Below are 19,555 nucleotides of genomic sequence, written 5' to 3'. Positions count from 1 at the left end.
CCCCGCGATGCGATCGCCGACATAGTCGGCACGGTCCGTCACGGGGAGCCTGCTGCATGCGCCGAATCGTTTTCCATCCTTTCGCACCGGTCGCCGCCGGCGTGCTGCTCGCGCTGGCCGGCGCCACGCACGCCGCCGACGGCGAACGCCTGCTGACCGCCGCACGTATCCACACCTCGGATCCGGCCATGCCGGTGGCCACCGCCATGGTGTGGAGTGCCGACGGCCGGATCCTCGCCGTCGGCGACGCCGGCGAGCTGGCCGCGCGCCATCCCGGCGCCGAACGCATCGACGCCGGCGACGCCACGGTGATCCCGGGATTGATCGACGCCCACGTGCACCTCGTCGATCTCGGCCATGCGTTGATGCAGGCCGACCTTGTGGGCGCGCGCAGCACCGGCGAGATCGTCGAGCGGCTGCAGGCGTTCGCGCAGTCTCTGCCGGAGGATGCGTGGCTGATCGGTCGCGGCTGGGACCAGAACCTCTGGCCCGACAAGGCGTTCCCGACCGCAGCGGTGCTCGATGCCGCCTTCCCGCAGCGCCCGGTCGTGCTGGAACGCATCGATGGCCATGCGGCCTGGGCCAACAGCGCGGCGATGCGCGTGACCCGGCGTGACCTCGCCGGTGACTGGCAGCCCGAGGGCGGGCTGGTGCTGCGTCAGGATGGACGTCCCACCGGGGTGTTCATCGATACCGCCGCATCGCTGGTCTACGACGTTGTGCCGGCCCCGGATGACGCCTGGCAGGACCGCGCCATGGAGCGCGCGCTGCGCCACGTCGCCAGCCTCGGCCTGACCGGCGTACATGACATGGGCACCTCGCGCAGCGAATTTGAGGTGATGCAGCGCTTCGCGGACCGCGGCGCCCTCAGCCTGCGGGTGCGCGCCTACGCGCTCGGCGACAGCGACCTGGTTGCGGACCGGTGCCGCGATGGCGCCTACAGCCACGCCTCCGGGCGCCTGGACATGCGCGGCGTGAAACTGATGGTCGACGGAGCGCTCGGCAGCCGCGGCGCGGCGCTGATCGACGACTACAGCGACGACCCGGGCAACCGTGGCCTGGTCCTGCTCACCGAAGAGGCGCTCGAGGTCGCGGTGCGCCGCGCCCAGGGCTGCGGGCTGCAGGTGGCGACGCATGCCATCGGCGACCGCGGCAATCGCATCGTGCTCGACGCCTACCAGCGGGTCCTCGGCGATGCGGCGTCCAGCGACCACCGCTGGCGCGTGGAGCACGCACAGGTGCTGGCGCCCGACGACATCGCACGCTTCGCCGGGCTGCGCCTGGTGGCGTCCATGCAGCCCACGCACGCCACCTCCGACATGCCCTGGGCCGGCGAGCGCTTGGGCGAGGCGCGCCTTGAAGGCGCCTACGCCTGGCGAAGCTTCGTACAGGCCGGGGTGCCGCTGGCGCTCGGCTCCGATTTTCCGGTCGAGTTGCCCGATCCGCGCCTCGGCCTGCATGCGGCGGTGACCCGACAGGACGTGCATGGCCAACCGCCCGGCGGTTGGCGTGTGGACCAGGCGTTGACCGCGGCCGAGGCGCTGCACGGCTTCACCGCGGGCGCGGCGTGGGCAGCGTTCGACGAAGACGAGGCGGGGCGGCTGGCGCCGGGACTGCGCGCGGATTTCGTGGTCCTCGCCGAGGATCCACTGGCGGTGTCCGGCAGTGAGCTGGACACGCTCCATGTGCGTTCGACCTGGGTGGACGGCCGACCCGTCCATGGGTCGGCGACGGAGACGGGCGCCGCCGCCGACTGAAGCCGGCAACTACCAGTCGATCGTGCCGCTGACGATGGCGCGCGCGCGGCCGCCGGACCAGACCTCGCCGTCCGCGTCCACGCGCAGTTCGATGATCGCGTCGTGGCCGACCTCGCGGCCCTGGCTGATGCGGTAGAAGCCGTCGTCGCCGGGCAGGGCGTCGCGTTCGGCCAGCCACGCGGCGAGCGTGGCGTTGGCCGCGCCCGATGCGGCGTCCTCGAACGGGGCGGGCGCGCCCACCCAGGCGCGCACCGCGAGGTGGTAGACCGGATCGGCGCTGCGCGCGAACACGCACAGGCCCATGCTGCCGGTCGCCTCGGCAAGCTTGGCGATCGCCGCCCAGTCGGGTTCGGCGGCGCGCAGCGTGGCTTCGTCGCGCAGCTCGGCCAGCCACCAGCGCCGGCCGCCATCCATCAGCACCGGCGGCAAGGGTCCGAGCGGGAGACTTTGCAGCGCGGCCTGCAGGCGCGCATCGCCGGGATCGGCCACGTCGACCACGCGTGCGCGCGGGGTGCGTACGGCGACCGTGCGCCGGGCGCCCTCGCCATCGACGCGCAGCGGCAGTTCGCCGGCGGCACCGGCCTGCACCAGCAGCCCGTCGCGCGTGGCGACCATCCCGGCATCGAGCAGCACGTGCGCGGTGCCGACGCTGGGATGTCCGGCAAACGGCACTTCGCGGCGTGGGCTGAAGATGCGCAGGCCGTAGTCCGCGGTCGGCGACGGCGACGGGAAGACGAACGTGGTTTCCGGCAGCCGTGTCCAGCGCGCGATGGCCTGCATGGCCGCGTCGTCCAGGCCGTCCGCGTCGAGCACGACGGCAAGCGGATTGCCGGCGCCGGGACGGTCGGCAAAGACGTCCAGCTGGACGTAACGGCGTACGGACATGGGTGGATCCTGCGCGGGGCGCGACAGTGTAGCTGCGGCCCCGTGCAACCACCTGTCCGCGCCGGCGTGGCCGCACCCGCCACCAACGCCTAGAATCGCGGATCGCGCCCGCCGTCCCGGGCAAGCCCACCGCCATGCCCAACATTCCCGAACCCGCCCGCTGGATCGTGCTCAAGTTCGGCGGCACCTCGGTGTCGCGCCGCGAGCGCTGGGACACCATCGGCCGGCTGGCCAGCAAGCACGCCGCCACGGACAGCCGCGTGCTGGTGGTGGTGTCGGCGCTGTCCGGCGTGACCAATGCGCTCGCCGCGATCGCCGACGGTACGGCCGACGCCGCTGCGCAACTGGAAGCGCTTGAAGCCCGCCACCGCGATTTCGCCGTGGCGCTCGGCCTCGATCCCGACGCCGTGCTCGCCGACCGCCTCGGCGCACTGCGCACGCTGGTTGCCGAGCAGCGTGCCAGCACCCGTCCGCTGGACTGGCAGGCCGAGCTGCTGGCCCAGGGCGAACTGCTGTCGTCGACGCTGGGCGCGGCCTACCTGCGCAGGCAGGGCCTGGACTTCGGCTGGTGCGATGCACGTGACTGGCTGCAGGCGGTCGCGCTGCCCAACCAGAACGAGTGGGCGCGGCGGCTGTCGGTGACCTGCCGGCGCGAGGTCGGCGGCGACTGGCGCGCGCGCTTTGCCGCGCAGCCGGGCGCGATGCTGCTCACCCAGGGATTCATCGCCCGCCACGAGGATGGCGGTACCGCGGTGCTTGGCCGCGGTGGCTCGGACACCTCCGCCGCGCACTTCGGCGCGCTGCTCGGCGCCAGTTGCGTGGAGATCTGGACCGACGTGCCCGGCATGTTCAGCGCCAATCCGCGCGAGGTGCCCGATGCGCGCCTGCTCACGCGCCTGGACTACGCCGAGGCGCAGGAAATCTGCACCACCGGTGCCAAGGTGCTGCACCCGCGCGCCATCAAGCCCTGCCGCGATGCCGGCGTGCCGATGGCGATCCTGGACACCTCGCGCCCCGAACTCCCGGGGACGCGCATCGACGGCAGTGCCGCCACCGTGCCGGGCGTCAAGGCGATCAGCCGCCGCGACGGCGTGGTGCTGGTGTCGATGGAAACCATGGGCATGTGGCAGCAGGTCGGCTTCCTCGCCGACATCTTCGAGTGCTTCCGCCGCCACGGCCTGTCGGTCGACCTGATCGGCTCGTCGGAGACCAACGTCACCGTGTCGCTGGACCCGAGCGAGAACCTGGTCAGCACCGACGTGATCGCGCGACTCTCCGAAGACCTCGCGCGCAGCTGCCGGCTGAAGGTGATCGCGCCGTGCACCGCGATCACCCTGGTCGGGCGCGGCATGCGTTCGCTGCTGCACAAGCTGTCTGACGTCTGGGCCACCTTCGGCCGCGAGCGGGTGCACCTGGTTTCGCAGTCGTCCAACGACCTCAACCTGACCTTCGTCATCGACGAGGCCGATGCCGAGGGCCTGCTGCAGGAACTGCATGACGCCCTGATCGCCAGCGGTGCGATGCCGGTGCGCGAGCCCGGTGTGTTCGGGCCGCGCTGGCGCGAGCTCAACGGCACGCTGAGGCGGCGCCCGGTGCCATGGTGGGCTTCGCGGCGCGCCGAGCTGCTCGCGCAGGCCGCGCAGGGCACGCCGCGCTATGTCTACGACGCGGACACGGTGCGCGCCCGTGCCCGCGCGCTCGCCGCGGTGGCGCCGGTCGACCTGCGCTACTTCGCCATCAAGGCCAATCCGCATCCGCAGCTCCTGCGGCTGCTGGTCGAGGAGGGCTTCGGCCTGGAATGCGTGTCGGCCGGCGAACTGGCCCACGTATTTGCCGCGGTGCCCGGGCTCGATCCGGCGCGCGTGCTGTTCACGCCAAGCTTCGCGCCGGTGACGGAATACGCGACCGCATTCGAACTGGGGGCCACGGTCACCCTCGACAACGTGGAAGCGCTGGAGCGCTGGCCGGAGGTGTTCCGCGGGCGTGCGCTGTGGCTGCGCGTGGACCTCGGGCGCGGCGAAGGCCACCACGCCAAGGTGCGCACCGGCGGGATCGCCTCCAAGTTCGGCCTGCAGGTGGAGCGCATCGAGGCCTTCCTCGCCGCGGCGCGTGCGCTGGACGTGCGCGTCACCGGCCTGCACGCGCACCTCGGCAGCGGCGTGGACACCGCCGGCCACTGGCGCGCGGTCTGCGACGAGCTCGGCGGCATTGCCGGGCGCATCGGCAGCATCGCCACCATCGACATCGGTGGCGGACTGCCGGTGCCGTACCGCGACGACGAGGAACCGTTCGACCTCGACGCGTGGAGCGCGGGCCTGGCCGAGGTCAAGGCCGCGTACCCCGGCTACCGCCTGGCCATCGAGCCCGGCCGGTTCCTGGTCGCCGAATCCGGCGTGCTGCTGCTCACCACCACCCAGGTGGTGGAGAAGGGCGGCATCCGCCGGGTCGGCGCCGACGCCGGCATGAACGCGCTGATGCGTCCCACCCTGTACGACGCCTGGCACGACATCCACAACCTGTCGCGCGATGGCGACGCCGACATGGTCGAGTGCGACGTGGTCGGGCCGATCTGCGAATCCGGCGACGTGCTCGGCGAGCGGCGCCCGCTGCCGCGCGGCACCGCGCCCGGCGACATCCTGCTGGTGTCCGATGCCGGCGCCTACGGCATGGCGATGGCCAATACCTACAACCTGCGCGCACTGCCCACCGAGGTGGTGCTGACGGAGAGCAAGCAATGAGTGTCGTGTTCGATCGCGCAGCGGTGCGCTGTTTCCGCTTCGTCGGCTGTGGCTTCGATCCGGCCACCGGCATCGCCAGGCTGCGCTATGCCTTCGACGACGGCCCGGAGCTGGTGGAGACCGTGACCCTGCCGGGCGCGCCGTTCGCGTTCGACGCGGCGCGCGCGGAGGCGGTGGAGAAGGCGCTGCGCCTGCTGCACCTCGTCGCCGGCGTGAGCTACTACAAGGCCGCGGTGCCGGACGACATCCGCATCGACGGCTATGGCATCGACGACGCCACCGCGATCCTGCTCGAAGAGGTCTACCTGCAGGGGCTCGGCGAGTTCGCGTACCGCAACGGGCTGGACCTGCACGGCAGGATCCGCTTCCCGCGGAGTGCGGATGCGGGCGGCCCTTCGGTACCGGTCGGCCTGCGCCGCCACGCGCTGGTCGCGATCGGCGGCGGCAAGGATTCGCTGGTGTCCATCGAAGCGCTGCGCGCCGCCGGCGTCGAACAGACCGTGTCCTGGGTGGGCGGGTCGCAGCTGATCCGCGCCTGCGCCGAGCGCACCGGGCTGGCGACGCTCAACATCCAGCGCCAGCTGGCGCCGGAGCTGTTCGAGTACAACCGCCAGGGCGCGTACAACGGCCACATCCCGGTGACCGCGATCAATTCGGCGATCCTGGCGCTGGCCGCGCTGGTGCTCGACGCCGACCAGGTGGTGTTCTCCAACGAGCGCTCGGCGAGCTACGGCAGCCTGATCGAGGGCACCGGCGAGGTGAACCACCAGTGGTCGAAGGGCTGGGCGTTCGAGCAGGCCTTTGCCGCGTACCTCACCCGGCACGTCGCTGCCGACCTGCGCTACTACTCGCTGCTGCGCCCGCTGTCGGAGCTGGCCGTGGCGCGGCAGTTCGCGCGCATCGACCGCTACGACGCCTGGTTCTCCAGCTGCAACCGCAATTTCCACCTGCTCGGCGAGCGCCCCACCAGCCGCTGGTGCGGGGTGTGCCCGAAGTGCCATTTCGTGTTCCTGGCGTTGGCGCCGTTCATGCCCAAGCCGCGGCTGGTCGGCATCCTCGGGCGCAACCTGCTCGACGACCCGGCGCAGATCCCCGGTTACGACGCGCTGATGGAATACCACGACCACAAGCCGTTCGAGTGCGTGGGCGAGGCGCGTGAGTCCCGCGCGGCGATGGCGGCGCTGGCGGCGCGGCCCGAGTGGCGCGAGGACGCGGTGGTGGCGCGCTTCCGCAGCGAGATCCTGCCGCGGCTGGATGCGCGCGACCTGGCGATCGAGCCGCAGCTGGTGCCCGACAGCGAGCACGGCATTCCCGACGCGGTCTGGAGCCGCCTGCATGCGCATTTCGCAGCTTGACGGGCGCCGCGTCGCGCTCTGGGGCTGGGGCCGCGAAGGCCGCGCCGCGTACCACGCGCTGCGGGGCCGCCTGCCCAGACTCGCGCTGACATTGTTCTGCGAGGCGTCTGAAGTCGCTGCGGCTACCGCGCTGGGCGACCCGCTGCTTGCGGTCGAGACCGACGCCAGTGCGGGCCGCCTCGCGTCCTTTGATGTGGTGGTGAAGTCGCCCGGCATCAGCCCCTACCGTCCGGAGGCGCTGGTCGCCGCGCACGCCGGCACCGCCTTCATCGGTGGCACCACGCTGTGGTTCGGTGAGCAGGCTGGCGCTAGCGGCATCGCCCGCGGCGTGGCCTGCGTCACCGGTACCAAGGGCAAGAGCACCACCACCGCGCTGCTCGCGCACCTGCTGCGCGCCGGCGGCACGCGCACCGCGCTGGCCGGCAACATCGGCGTGCCGCTGCTGGAACTGCTGGACTCGCGCGCCGACGCGTGGGCGGTGGAGCTGTCGAGCTACCAGACGCGCGACGTCGCCGCCAGCGGCGTACGCCCGGATGTCGCGGTGGTGACCAACCTGTTTCCGGAACACCTCGACTGGCACGGCAGCGAAGACCGCTATATCGAGGACAAGCTGGCGCTCATCACCCAGGCGCGGCCGCGCGTGGCGGTGCTCAATGCCGACGACCCGCGGCTGGCAGTAGTCGGCGCACGGCTCGACCCTGCCACCGAGGTGCGCTGGTACGGGCGCGCCGACGGCTGGCACCTGCGCGGCGATGTCGTGCATCGCGGCGACGCGGCAGTCCTGGATGCGCGCGACGTGCCGCTGCCGGGCCGCCACAACCTCGGCAACCTGTGCGCGGCGCTGGCGGCGGTCGAGGCGCTGGGCTTCGACGCGGTCGCGCTGGCCGGTGCGGCGCGCGGCTTCCGCCCGTTGCCGCACCGGCTGCAGCTGCTGGGCGAGCGCGGCGGCGCCACCTGGGTCAACGATTCGATCAGCACCACGCCACACGCAAGCCTCGCCGCGCTCGACGTCTATCGCGATCGCCGCGTCGCGCTGCTGGTCGGCGGCCATGACCGCGGCCTCGACTGGTCGGACTTCGCCGCCGTGATGCGCACACGCGCGCCGGCGGTGGTCGTGGCGATGGCCGCGAACGGCCCGCGGATCCACGCGCTGCTGGCGGAGGTGGCCGTGGAAGGCGGCTTCGACCTGCGCCAGGCGTCCGACCTCGCGACCGCGATGGATCAGGCGCGCGCGGGGCTTTCGCTCAGCACACGGCCTGCGAGTGGCGACGTGGTGCTGCTGTCGCCCGGCGCGCCGAGCTTCGGCGCGTACCGCGACTACACCGAGCGTGGCCGCGACTTCGCGCGGCTGGCGGGTTTCGATCCGGATGCGATCACCGCCATCCCGGGACTCGGCATCGCCGCGGGCAACGCGGCCTAGGTGGTGCGGTCCACCGCGTAGCGGGCGAGGCCGCGCAGTGCGGCGACCGCTTCGTTGTCTTCGAGGCCGGCGAGCGCCGCCTCGGCGCGCGCGGCGTACACGCGGGCGCGGTCGATGCTGTACTCGAGGCCGCCGCTGGCGTGGATCGCCGCGACCACGTCATCCAGCGCCGCCACGTCGCCGTGCTCGACGATCGTGCGCAGCCGCGCGCGCAGCGCGTCATCGGCGTGCGCCATGGCGTGGATCAGCGGCAGGGTCATCTTGCCTTCGGCGAGGTCGTCGCCCAGGTGCTTGCCCAGGGTGGCTTCGTCGGCGCTGTAGTCGAGCACGTCGTCGGCGATCTGGAAGGCCAGGCCGAGGTTCAGGCCGTAGTCGTGCAGGCGCTGCTGCACATCCGCGCCGGTGCCGGCCAGCAAGGCGCCAAGGCGCGTGGCCGCGGCGAACAGGATCGCGGTCTTGCGCTCGATCACGTGCAGGTAGGCGGCTTCGTCCACGTCCGGGTTGCGCACGTGCAGCAGCTGCAGCACCTCGCCCTCGGCGATGCGGTTGGTGGTGTCGGCGAGGATCTCCTGCACCGGCATCGAGCCGAGCTCGACCATCAGCTGGAAGCTGCGCGAGTACAGGAAATCGCCGACCAGCACGCTGGCGGCGTTGCCCCAGACCGCGTTGGCGGTGCTGCGGCCGCGGCGCAGGTCGGATTCGTCGACCACATCGTCGTGCAGCAGGGTGGAGGTGTGGATGAACTCGACCACCGCGGCCAGCTGGTGGGCATCCGCGCCCTGGTGGCCCAGGGCACGCGCGGCGAGCAGCAGCAACATCGGGCGCAGGCGCTTGCCGCCGGCGGCGATGATGTGCTCGGCCACCTGGTTCACCAGCACCACGTCGGACGCCAACCGGCGCCGGATCAGGGCGTCCACCGCCGCCATGTCCGCGGCCGCGAAGGCCTGGATGGCCGGCAACGGCAGGGCGGGGAGGGCGTTTTCGGGGGAGGCCTGGGTTGGCTTGGAGTCCATGTCGTGGGCGCTGCGGAGGTCGCGCATTATAGGCGGCCCGTCCCCCTGCCGCGGCCACGCGGGGTTTCCCCACCCGGGCGCGGGGGTCGGTCGGATGGCCGCGGGGCCACGGGTATACTCACCCTTTCCGTCCGCCAATCCCGGCGGAGAGCGCAAGGAACCAGACCCATGGCCCGCGGCATCAACAAGGTCATCATCGTCGGCAACCTCGGCAACGACCCCGACGTGAAGTACACCCAGAGCGGCTCCACCATCACCACCATCAGCGTGGCGACCACCGAGGCGTGGAAGGACAAGCAGACCGGCCAGCAGCAGGAACGCACCGAGTGGCACCGGGTGAAGTTCTTCGGCCGCCTGGCGGAGATCGCCGGCGAATACCTCAAGAAGGGCCGCCAGGTCTACATCGAGGGTTCGCTGCGCACCGACAAGTACACCGGCAAGGACGGCGTCGAGCGCTACACCACCGACATCATCGCCAGCGAGATGCAGATGATGGGTGGCGTTGGCGAGGGCGGTGGTGGCGAGCGTGGCCCGCGCCCGCAGCGCCAGGAGCAGGGGGACGCACCGCGTCGCCAGGGTCCGCCGGCGGCGGCCGGTGCCGGTGCTGGCGCGCAGGCGCCGTTCAATGACGATTTCTCGGACGACGACATCCCGTTCTGAACCAGTCCGGCGTCCCCCGCCCGCTTCCAGGAGAACCCCCAGCGTGACCACTTGGCTTGTCACCGGCGGCGCCGGTTTCATTGGCGGAAATTTCGTGCTCGAGGCCGTCGCGGCCGGCGTGCGCGTCGTCAACCTCGACGTCCTCACCTATGCCGGCAACCTCGACACGCTGGCGTCGCTCGACGACAACCCGGCACACACCTTTGTCCAGGGTGACATCGGCGACGGCGCGCTGGTCGCGCGCCTGCTCGCCGAGCACCGGCCCGACGCGGTGGTCAATTTCGCCGCGGAAAGCCACGTCGACCGCTCGATCGACGGCCCGGCCGCCTTCGTGCAGACGAATGTCGTCGGCACGCTGGCGCTGCTGGAAGCGGTGCGTGATTACTGGAAGGCGCTGGATGGCCCGGCGAAGGACGCGTTCCGCTTCCTGCACGTCTCCACCGACGAGGTCTACGGCACGCTGGGCGACACGGGGCTCTTCACCGAAACCACGCCGTACGCGCCCAACTCGCCGTACTCGGCGTCCAAGGCGGCGTCGGACCACCTGGTGCGCGCCTTCCACCACACCTACGGGCTGCCGGTGCTGACCACCAACTGCAGCAACAACTACGGGCCGTACCACTTCCCCGAGAAGCTGATCCCGCTGGTGATCGCCAAGGCGCTGGCCGGCGAGCCGCTGCCGGTGTACGGCGACGGCAAGCAGGTGCGCGACTGGCTGTTCGTCACCGACCACTGCGAGGCGATCCGCACGGTGCTGGCCAAGGGCCGCGTGGGGGAGACGTACAACGTCGGCGGCAATGCCGAGAAGCAGAACATCGAGGTGGTGAAGACCATCTGCGCGCTGCTCGACCAGCGCCGCCCGCGCGCGGACGGCGAGCCGCGTGAATCGCAGATCGCCTATGTCGCCGACCGCCCCGGGCACGACCGCCGCTATGCGATCGATGCTTCCAAGCTGCGGGACGAACTGGGCTGGACGCCTGCCTACAGCTTCGAGCGCGGCATCGCCGAAACGGTCGACTGGTACCTCGACAACCAGCCCTGGGTGCAGCGCGTGCTCGACGGCAGCTACCGCCTCGAGCGCATCGGGGCCGCGGCATGACGTCGCGCCGCGGCATCATCCTGGCTGGTGGATCCGGCACCCGGCTGTACCCGATCACCCAGGCGATCAGCAAGCAGCTGCTGCCGGTGTACGACAAGCCGATGATCTACTACCCGCTGAGCGCGTTGATGCTCGCCGGGATCCGCGAGGTGCTGATCATCAACACCCCGCACGAGCAGGCGCTGTTCCAGCAGCTGCTCGGCGACGGCTCGCAGTGGGGCATGGACATCCACTACGCGGTGCAGCCGAGCCCGGACGGGCTGGCGCAGGCCTACCTGATCGGCCGCGACTTCGTCGGCAGCAAGCCGAGCTGCCTGGTGCTGGGGGACAACATCTTCCACGGCCACGGCTTCACCGACGTCCTGAAGCGCGCCGACGCGCGCCAGCACGGCGCCACGGTGTTCGGTTACTGGGTGAGCGATCCGGAGCGCTACGGCGTGGCCGATTTCGACGCCGACGGCAAGGTCGTGGGGCTGGAGGAGAAGCCGGCCAAGCCGCGTTCCAACTACGCAGTCACCGGGCTGTACTTCTACGACGGCCGCGCGAGCGATTTCGCGGCGTCGCTCACGCCGTCTGCGCGTGGCGAGCTGGAGATCACCGACCTCAACCGCTGCTACCTCGACGAGGGCGCCCTGCACATGGAGCAGCTGGGTCGCGGCTATGCCTGGCTCGACACCGGCACCCACCAGTCGCTGATCGAGGCCTCGAACTTCATCGAGACCGTCGAGGCGCGCCAGGGCCTGCGCGTGTGCTGCCCCGAGGAGATCTCCTGGTCCAACGGCTGGATCGACGATGCCGACCTCGAGCGCCTTGCCGCGCCGCTGGCGAAAAACGGCTACGGCCAGTACCTGCTGTCGCTGGCGAAGCGCGGAGTGGTGCGGTGAAGGTCATCGAGACGCCGTTGCCGGGCTGCGTCGTGTTCGAGCCGCAGGTGTTCGGCGACGAGCGCGGATTCTTCTTCGAGTCCTTCAACAGCGACAAGCTCGCAGCGCACGGGCTCAAGCCCGCGTTCCTGCAGGGCAATGTGTCGTCGTCCACGCGCGGCGTGCTGCGCGGCCTGCATTACCAGTGGCCCAAGCCGCAGGGCAAGTACGTGTCGGTAATCGAAGGCGAGGTGTGGGACGTGGCGGTGGACATCCGCCGCGGCTCGCCGACGTTCGGCCAGTCGACCGCCGTGCTGCTGAGCGCGGAGAACAGGCGCCACTTCTGGATTCCGGAGGGCTTCGCGCACGGCTTCGTGACCCTGAGCGAGCGCGCCGTGTTCACCTACCTGTGCACCGCCACCTATGACCGCGACGCCGATGCCGGCATCCGCTGGAACGACGCCACGCTCGCGATCGACTGGCCGGTGTCCGCGCCCTTGCTGTCCGACAAGGACGCGCGCGCGCCGTTCCTGGCGGACGTTGCCGAAGAGCGGCTCCCGGTCTACGCACCGTGAGGCTGCTGCTGCTCGGCGCCAACGGGCAGGTGGGCCATGCGCTGCGCACCGCGCTGGCGCCGCTGGGCGAGTTGGTGTGCACCACGCGCAGCGGAACGCTTGCCGATGGAACGCCGGCGGAACGCGCCGACCTCGACGACCCGGCGTCACTGCCGCCACTGGTCGCGCGGCTTGCGCCGGATGTCGTGGTGAACGCGGCGGCCTACACCGCGGTCGATCGCGCGGAACAGGAACCCGCCATCGCGTTCCGCGCGAATGCCGAAGCTCCGGGTGCGTTGGCGGAGGCCTGTGCGCGCAGTGGTGCACTGCTGGTCCATTACTCCACGGATTATGTGTTCGACGGCACCGCCACGCAGCCCTACCGCGAGGGTGATCCCACCTCGCCCCTGGGCGTGTACGGAGAAAGCAAACTTGCAGGCGAGCACGCTGTGCGTGCGGCGGGCGGCCGGAACCTGGTGCTGCGCACCGCGTGGGTCTACGGCGCCCACGGGCAGAATTTCATGCGCACCATGCTGCGGCTCGCGGCCGAACGCGATGAGTTGCGCGTGGTTGGCGACCAGGTGGGCACGCCGACGTCGGCGCGCCTGATCGCCGCGGCTACCGCGCGCGCGCTCCAGGCGGTGCCGGAAGCCCCGGGCCTGTATCACCTCACTGCCGTGGGGCGGACCAGCTGGCACGGATTCGCCGAGGCGATCGTGGCCGGCGCGTACGCCCGGGGCCTGCTGAAGGCCATGCCGCGCGTCACCGCGATCACCACCAGCGACTACCCGACGCCGGCCCGCCGCCCTGCGTGGTCGTGCCTGGACACGGCCGCATTCAGCGCCGCGTTCGGCATCGCACTTCCGGACTGGAGGCACGCGCTTGACGCCGTTCTCGACGAAATGGTGGCAAGCGCGTCCTGAGTGCGGGACGATGTGTCGCGGTCGTGGGGAGCACGGCCGTCGCGGCGCCGGAGGCGTGCGCGGTCAACACCACAGGGGACTGCACCATGATCAGATTCGCCAGGGCCGCTTGCATCGCGGTCACGCTGATGGCCGCGTCGTCGCTGGCCGGGGCCACCACGCGCAGCGTCGACGTGGACGGCTTCATCAAGCGCGACGCCTTCACCCAGATCAAGATCTCGCCGACCGGCGAGTATTTCGCCGCCACCGTGCCGATGGCCGATCGCACCGCGCTCGTAATCCTGCGCCGGAGCGACAATGCGCTGCTTGCCAGCGCCAACCTGGGCCGCAACAAGCACGTGGCGAACTTCTGGTGGGCCAGTGACGGCTACGTGCTGTTCAGCGGCGCCGAGAAGATCGGCGAGCTCGACCGGCCGCAATCGACCGGCGACATCTATGCCACCAGCATCAACGGCAAGACCGATATCCTGGTCGGGCAGAGCGTCGCGGTGATGGGCCTCGGCAGCAACATCAGGCCGAAGAAGATCGAGCGGGTCGCAGCGCACATGGTCGACACGCTGCGCGACAGCGAAACCGAGGTCCTGGTCTCGGTGCAGCCGTTCACACAGGATCCCTTCACGCGCGTCGACAGGATGAACATCGTGACCGGGCGCCGCACCCCGGTGGCAAGGGCGCCGGTGCGCAATGCGAGCTTCCTGACCGACCACGCCGGTGAAGTGCGCGTGGCGAATGGCTTGCACACCGACAATGCCTGGCGCCTGTACCTGCGCAAGGGCAAGGGCGATGAGTGGACCCTGGTCAACGACGAGGCGACCAGCAACCGCATCGACTGGCCGATCGGCTTCTCGAACGACAACCTCACCCTCTACCTGCAGTCCGAGCGCGACGACGGCCCGGACGTGATCGTCGCGTACGACGTCGCCAGCGGCGCGCGCAAGGAGGTGCTGCGCGACGACAACCGCGATCCGTCGTCGATCATCTTCAGCATCACCAACGATGCGCCGGTCGGCGTGCTGTACCAGGACGGCAAGGCGCGTACCGCGTTCTTCGATCCGGCCTCGAGCGACGCCCGCCAGTACCGCAGCCTGGAAGCCGCGTTCCCCGACCACTCGCCGCTGGTCACGTCGCAGACCAAGGATGGCAAGCTCACCCTCGTGCAGGTCTCCAGCGACCGCAACCCGGGTGACTACTACCTCTTCGACACCGAGGGCAAGACCGCCGCGCACGTCCTGAGCCGTCGTGCCGGGGTCGACCCGGAGCAAATGGCCGAGGTGCGCCCGATCACGCTGAAAGCACGCGACGGGTTGGCGCTGACCGGCTACGTCAGCATCCCGCACGGCTCGACCGGCAAGGACCTGCCGATGGTGGTGATGCCGCATGGTGGTCCATACGGCTTATATGAGAGCTGGTTCTTCGACACCGACACGCAGCTGCTGTCGGCCGCGGGATACGCCGTCCTGCGCCTGAACTACCGCGGTTCCGGCAACCACGGCCGTAGTTTCCAGCAGGCCGGCGCGCGCGAATGGGGCGGCAAGATGCAGGACGACCTGACCGACGCCACCCGTTGGGTCGTGGCGCAGGGCATCGCCGACGGGAACCGCGTGTGCATCCACGGGGCCAGCTACGGTGGCTATGCCGCGCTGATGGGCGCGGCAAAGGAACCGTCTCTGTACAGGTGCGCTTCGGGCTACGTCGGCGTCTACGACCTGCCGCTGATGCAGGCCGCGGATGGCCGCGACAGCAAGCGGCTGGGCAACTGGTCGAAGGAATGGGTGGGCGAAGATGCCGCGGCGCTTGCCGCGGCGTCGCCAAACCGCATCGCCGACCGCATCAAGGTGCCGGTGTTCCTGGCGGCGGGCGGCGAGGACGAGATCGCGCCGATCGAACACAGCCGCAGGATGGAAAAGGCGCTGGTGGCCGCAGGCGTTCCAGTGCAGACCCTGTATTACGCCACCGAGGGCCACGGCTTCTACGTCGAGGAAAATCGGCGCGAGTACTACACCCGGCTGCTCGCGTTCCTTGGCGCGCACCTGGGAGGTGCCACGGCGGGACCGTCATCGGCCGGAGCGAAGTAGTCCACGGAATCGGCTGACGCCCGGCCGCGTGGAGCGGCCGGGCGTACGCATGGAAGCGCGCAAGATGAAAAAAAATCGGGGGAAACAATGATTCGATTCGTGAAGACGGCCGTGGTTGCGGTCGCCCTGTTGTTCGTGTGCATGCCGGCGACGGCCGTCGACCTCGACGCCTTCGTCCGCACCGACGCGTTCCACCAGATCAAGATCTCCCCGACGGGTGAGTACCTGGCCGCGACGGTTCCGCTGGAAGACCGCACCGTGCTCGTGATCCTCCAGCGGTCCGACCACAAGCCCGTGGGCGGTGCGAACCTGGGCCGGAACAGGCATGTCGCCGGCTTCTGGTGGGCGACCGACGACCGCCTCGTGTTCAGCGGTTCGGAAAAGATCGGCGCACACGACGCGCCCCGCCTCACCGGCGACCTGTACGCGGTGAGCGCGGATGGCAAGGGCGCGGAGATCCTGGTGGGCCAGAGTCTCCAGGTCAAGGAGACCGGCAGCAACATCAAGCCCCGGAAGATGGAGCATGTCGCCGCGTTCCTCGTCGATCCGTTGCTGGACAATCCCAGGGAAGTACTGATCTCGGTGCAGAAGTTCACCGAGGACCCGTTCACGACCGCCGAGCGCCTCGACATCTACAGCGGGCGGCGCGTGCGTGTGGCACTTGCCCCGGTGCCGCGCGGCACCTTCGTGGCCGACAAGGCGGGCCAGGTACGGGCCGTCATCGGGGCAGGTATCGACAATGTCTCCAAGCTCTACCTGCGCAGCGGCAGCGGCGATGAATGGAAGCTGCTCAACGACGAAGCCACCAGCCAGCGGATCGAGTTCCCGCTGGGATTCTCCGATGACGGCAGCAAACTGTTCCTGCAGGCGGAGCATCCGACCGGGCCGGACCGGATCGTCAGTTACGACGTTGCCACCGCGGAGCGCAAGACGCTCCTGGTGGACGACGTGCACGACCCGGAAGAGATCATCTACAGCATTGCCACGCATGAGCCGGTCGGCGCGCTTTACCTGGACGGCAAGCCACGCACGGAATTCTTCGACGCCCAAAGCGCCGATGCGCGGCAGTACCGCGGCCTCGAAGCGGCTTTCCCGGGCGAGTCGCCGATCATCACCTCGAAGACCCGGGACGGCCGCTACACGCTTGTGCGCGTGGTGAGCGACCGGAACCCGGGTGACTACTTCCTGTTCGATACCGTAAAGAAGGACGCCGCGCGCATCATCAGCCGGCGCGAATGGCTGGATCCCGCCGCGATGGCCGAGTCCAGGCCGATCACGCTGGCCAGCCGGGATGGCCTGCGGCTCACGGGCTACGTGACGTTGCCGCCGGGTTCCGAAGGGAACGCGCTGCCGATGGTGGTGCTGCCGCATGGCGGTCCGTTCGGCATCCATGAAGAGTGGCAGTTCCACGACGGCAGCCAGTTGCTGGCCGCGGCGGGCTACGCGGTGCTGCGCATCAACTTCCGCGGTTCCGGCAACCACGGTCGCGCGTTTGAACAGGCCGGCGCGCGCGAGTGGGGCGGCAAGATGCAGGACGACCTCACCGACGCGACCCGCTGGGCTGTCCAGCAGGGCATTGCCGACCCCGCCCGCATCTGCATCTACGGCGCGAGCTACGGCGGCTATGCGGCACTCATGGGTGCGGCCAAGGAGCCTGACCTCTACAGATGCGCGGTGGGCTACATCGGCGTCTACGACCTGCCGATGATGCACGCGCGTGGCGACATGCAGCGGCGCGGTTCCGGCGAGACCTACCTGCGCGAATGGATAGGTGACCCGGAGTCGCTCGCGGCGGTCTCGCCGAGCCGCCTCGCCGACAGGATCAAGGTCCCGGTGTTCCTTGCCGCCGGTGGCGAGGACGAGCGTGCGCCCATCGAACATTCCAGGCTGATGGAGCGTGCGCTGAAGCAAGCGGGCGTGCCGGTGGAAACGCTCTACTACAAGTCCGAAGGTCACGGGTTCTACGTCCAGGCGCATCGCCGGGAATTCTACGAGCGGCTGTTGGCGTTCCTCGACAGGCATATCGGCGAAGGCAGGGACGTGGCAACGGCGGAGTGACGCCGCTGGACGCCGCTGGACGCCGAACCGGTGCACCTAGTAGCGTGGCAGGACTTCGCATGGAGAATCCAGCCAGATGGGCGAACACAAGCACGGGGCCGTCCCGCAGTTGACCTTCCGCGCGGTGCTTCTGGCGATCATCCTCGCCGTGGTGCTGTCGGCCGCCAACGCCTACCTGGGCCTGTTCGCGGGCCTGACCATCGCCACCGCGATCCCGGCGGCGGTGGTGTCGATGGGCGTGCTGCGCCTGCTCGGTGGCGGCACGATCCTCGAGAACAACATCGTGCAGACCGGCGCCTCCGCCGGTTCGTCGATCGCGGCGGGCGTGATCTTCACCATTCCGGCGCTGATCATCCTCGGCTACTGGGACACATTCGAATACTGGTGGGTGCTGGCGATCGCCGGCCTCGGCGGCCTGCTCGGCGTGCTGTTCTCGGTGCCGCTGCGGCGCACGATGATCGTCGAGGATCCACTGCCGTTCCCCGAGGGCAAGGCCGCGGCCGAGGTGCTCAAGGCCGGCGAGAACCCGGGGCCGGGGCTCAGGATCCTCGCCATGGCCGCGGGCATCGGCGCCCTGGTCAAGGTCGCCGCCGAGAGCGGCATGCGCATGATCCCGGACAACGCGGTGGCGTCGGGCTTCATGGGCAAATACCTGGGCTACATGGGCACCAACCTGTCGCCGGCGCTGCTGGGCGTGGGCTACATCGTGGGCCTCAACATCGGCATCGTGGTGCTGTCGGGCGCGATCCTGTCCTGGAACATCGCGATCCCGATCTACCACGCGTTCTTCCTGGGCAGCGACCCGGTGCTGGCCGCGCAGCTCGCGGGCGCATCGGCGGCTGACGCGGCCGGCGCCATCTGGTCGACCAAGATCCGCTACCTCGGCGTCGGCGCGATGCTGATCGGCGGCATCTGGACGCTGTTCTCGCTGCGCAAGTCGCTGCTGTCGGGCGTGAAGAGCGGCATCGCCGCCGCGCGCAAGGGCAGTGGCGAGGCGGTGGCCGAAACCGACCGCGACCTGCCGATGAAGTGGATGCTGATCGCGCTGCTGCTGTTCGTGATCCCGCTGCTGTTGCTGTACCAGGCCATCGTCGGCAACTGGTTCGTCAGCGTGCCGATGACGATCATCATGATCGTGGCCGGCTTCCTGTTCGTGTCGGTGTCGGCGTACCTGGCGGGCCTGGTGGGTTCGTCGAACAACCCGGTCTCGGGCATCACCATCGCCACCATCCTGTTCGCGGCGGCGGTGCTGGTGATCCTGCTTGGCCGCGACTCGCCGGTCGGCGCGGTGGCGGCGATCATGATCGGCGCGGTGGTGTGCTGCGCGGCGGCGGTCGGTGGCGACAACCTGCAGGACCTCAAGGCCGGTTACATCGTCGGCGCGACGCCGTGGAAGCAGCAGCTGATGCTCGGCATCGGTGCGTTTTCCTGCGCGCTGATCATGGCGCCGGTGCTCAACCTGCTGGCGCAGGCCTACGGCATCGGCGCGCCCACGCCGGAGCAGCCGCAGTCGCTGGCCGCGCCGCAGGCCACGCTGATGGCCTCGGTGGCCAAGGGCATGTTCGGCGGCGAGCTGCCCTGGGACATGATCGCGATCGGCGCTGGCGTCGGCGCGGCGATCATCGCCTTCGACGAATGGCTGAAGTCGCGCGCCTCGACCTTCCGCGTGCCGGTGCTGGCGGCAGCCATCGGCATCTACCTGCCGATCGAGCTGATGGTGCCGATCTTCCTCGGCGGCGTGCTGGCCTGGCTGGTGGAGAACAAGCACGGCGTGCATCCGCACGACGAGGCGGCGCGCGACAGGATCCACCGCCCGGGCACGCTGTTCGCCGCCGGCCTGATCACCGGCGAGGCGCTGATGGGCATCGCCATCGCAGTGCCTATCGTGGTCACGGAGCGCGCGGACGTGCTGGCGGTGTCCGAGGCGCTGCACTTCAACCAGTGGGTGGGGCTGGCGGTGCTGGCGGTGGTGGCCTGGCTGCTCTACCGCAGCGGCGCCAGGCAGGACACCGCGGCCGCGCCGGTGGAGCCCGGACCCGTCTGACTGGCACCGGCGGGTGCGCGCCAGGCCGCACGGGTGCGCGCGGCGTGCGACGTCCGGCCTTTGCGCCGGCCGCCGCCGCCGCCTACCATCGGGCCTTTCCGTTCCGGAGTC

14 protein-coding genes are annotated in these 19,555 nt (G+C 70.3%); 12 read left to right on the top strand and 2 right to left on the bottom strand.

What is annotated here, in order from left to right:
- The first annotated feature begins 56 nt into the window (after positions 1-56).
- Positions 57-1,757, top strand: a complete 1,701-nt coding sequence (locus JHB91_RS06635) for an amidohydrolase (protein ID WP_199472177.1) — start codon at positions 57-59, stop codon at positions 1,755-1,757.
- Between the two features lie 9 nt (positions 1,758-1,766).
- Here the strand turns inward: JHB91_RS06635 and JHB91_RS06630 are convergent, their stop codons facing one another.
- Complete coding sequence (locus tag JHB91_RS06630) at positions 1,767-2,642, bottom strand: PhzF family phenazine biosynthesis protein (protein ID WP_199472176.1); 876 nt, start codon at positions 2,640-2,642, stop codon at positions 1,767-1,769.
- Between the two features lie 134 nt (positions 2,643-2,776).
- Between JHB91_RS06630 and JHB91_RS06625 the strand changes: the two genes are divergently transcribed.
- The 3 genes from JHB91_RS06625 to murD are packed head-to-tail and all read left to right on the top strand — an operon-like array spanning position 2,777 to position 8,155.
- Positions 2,777-5,380 (top strand): bifunctional aspartate kinase/diaminopimelate decarboxylase, encoded by a 2,604-nt coding sequence (locus tag JHB91_RS06625; protein WP_199472175.1) that lies wholly within the window; start codon positions 2,777-2,779, stop codon positions 5,378-5,380.
- Positions 5,377-6,735 (top strand): UDP-N-acetyl-alpha-D-muramoyl-L-alanyl-L-glutamate epimerase, encoded by a 1,359-nt coding sequence (gene murL / locus JHB91_RS06620; protein ID WP_199472174.1) that lies wholly within the window; start codon positions 5,377-5,379, stop codon positions 6,733-6,735. Before JHB91_RS06625 ends, murL begins: the two co-directional genes overlap by 4 nt.
- Positions 6,716-8,155, top strand: coding sequence for a UDP-N-acetylmuramoyl-L-alanine--D-glutamate ligase (murD, locus tag JHB91_RS06615; protein WP_199472173.1), 1,440 nt, complete (start codon positions 6,716-6,718; stop codon positions 8,153-8,155). The genes murL and murD overlap by 20 nt, the downstream gene beginning before the upstream one ends.
- Here the strand turns inward: murD and JHB91_RS06610 are convergent.
- Entirely contained in the window at positions 8,152-9,168 is a 1,017-nt protein-coding gene (locus tag JHB91_RS06610; protein ID WP_199472172.1) for a polyprenyl synthetase family protein, read from the bottom strand. The genes murD and JHB91_RS06610 overlap by 4 nt on opposite strands.
- A gap of 168 nt (positions 9,169-9,336) precedes the next feature.
- Here JHB91_RS06610 and ssb point away from each other — a divergent pair, with 168 nt between their 5' ends.
- From ssb to JHB91_RS06570, 8 genes are all read left to right on the top strand, one after another.
- Entirely contained in the window at positions 9,337-9,828 is a 492-nt protein-coding gene (ssb, locus tag JHB91_RS06605; protein ID WP_199375119.1) for a single-stranded DNA-binding protein, read from the top strand.
- A 43-nt stretch (positions 9,829-9,871) separates the two neighbouring features.
- On the top strand, positions 9,872-10,927 hold the full coding sequence (gene rfbB / locus JHB91_RS06600; RefSeq protein ID WP_199375683.1) for a dTDP-glucose 4,6-dehydratase: 1,056 nt from the start codon (positions 9,872-9,874) through the stop codon (positions 10,925-10,927).
- Entirely contained in the window at positions 10,924-11,811 is an 888-nt protein-coding gene (rfbA, locus tag JHB91_RS06595; protein ID WP_199472171.1) for a glucose-1-phosphate thymidylyltransferase RfbA, read from the top strand. Before rfbB ends, rfbA begins: the two co-directional genes overlap by 4 nt.
- The gene (gene rfbC, locus JHB91_RS06590) at positions 11,808-12,365 is read left to right on the top strand and encodes a dTDP-4-dehydrorhamnose 3,5-epimerase (RefSeq protein ID WP_199472170.1); all 558 of its coding nucleotides are present in this window, start codon (positions 11,808-11,810) and stop codon (positions 12,363-12,365) included. The genes rfbA and rfbC overlap by 4 nt, the downstream gene beginning before the upstream one ends.
- Positions 12,362-13,267, top strand: a complete 906-nt coding sequence (rfbD, locus tag JHB91_RS06585; RefSeq protein WP_199472169.1) for a dTDP-4-dehydrorhamnose reductase — start codon at positions 12,362-12,364, stop codon at positions 13,265-13,267. Before rfbC ends, rfbD begins: the two co-directional genes overlap by 4 nt.
- A gap of 86 nt (positions 13,268-13,353) precedes the next feature.
- Positions 13,354-15,342 (top strand): S9 family peptidase, encoded by a 1,989-nt coding sequence (locus JHB91_RS06580; protein WP_199472168.1) that lies wholly within the window; start codon positions 13,354-13,356, stop codon positions 15,340-15,342.
- Positions 15,343-15,429: 87 nt separating this feature from the next.
- Positions 15,430-17,400: a S9 family peptidase gene (locus JHB91_RS06575; RefSeq protein WP_199472167.1), complete on the top strand. Its 1,971-nt coding sequence runs from the start codon at positions 15,430-15,432 to the stop codon at positions 17,398-17,400.
- Between the two features lie 76 nt (positions 17,401-17,476).
- Entirely contained in the window at positions 17,477-19,444 is a 1,968-nt protein-coding gene (locus tag JHB91_RS06570) for an oligopeptide transporter, OPT family (RefSeq protein ID WP_199472166.1), read from the top strand.
- Positions 19,445-19,555: the final 111 nt, after the last annotated feature.

Source organism: Luteimonas sp. MC1828 (assembly GCF_016461615.1).
GTDB lineage: Bacteria > Pseudomonadota > Gammaproteobacteria > Xanthomonadales > Xanthomonadaceae > Luteimonas.
This window is presented reverse-complemented; position numbering and strand designations above follow the sequence as displayed.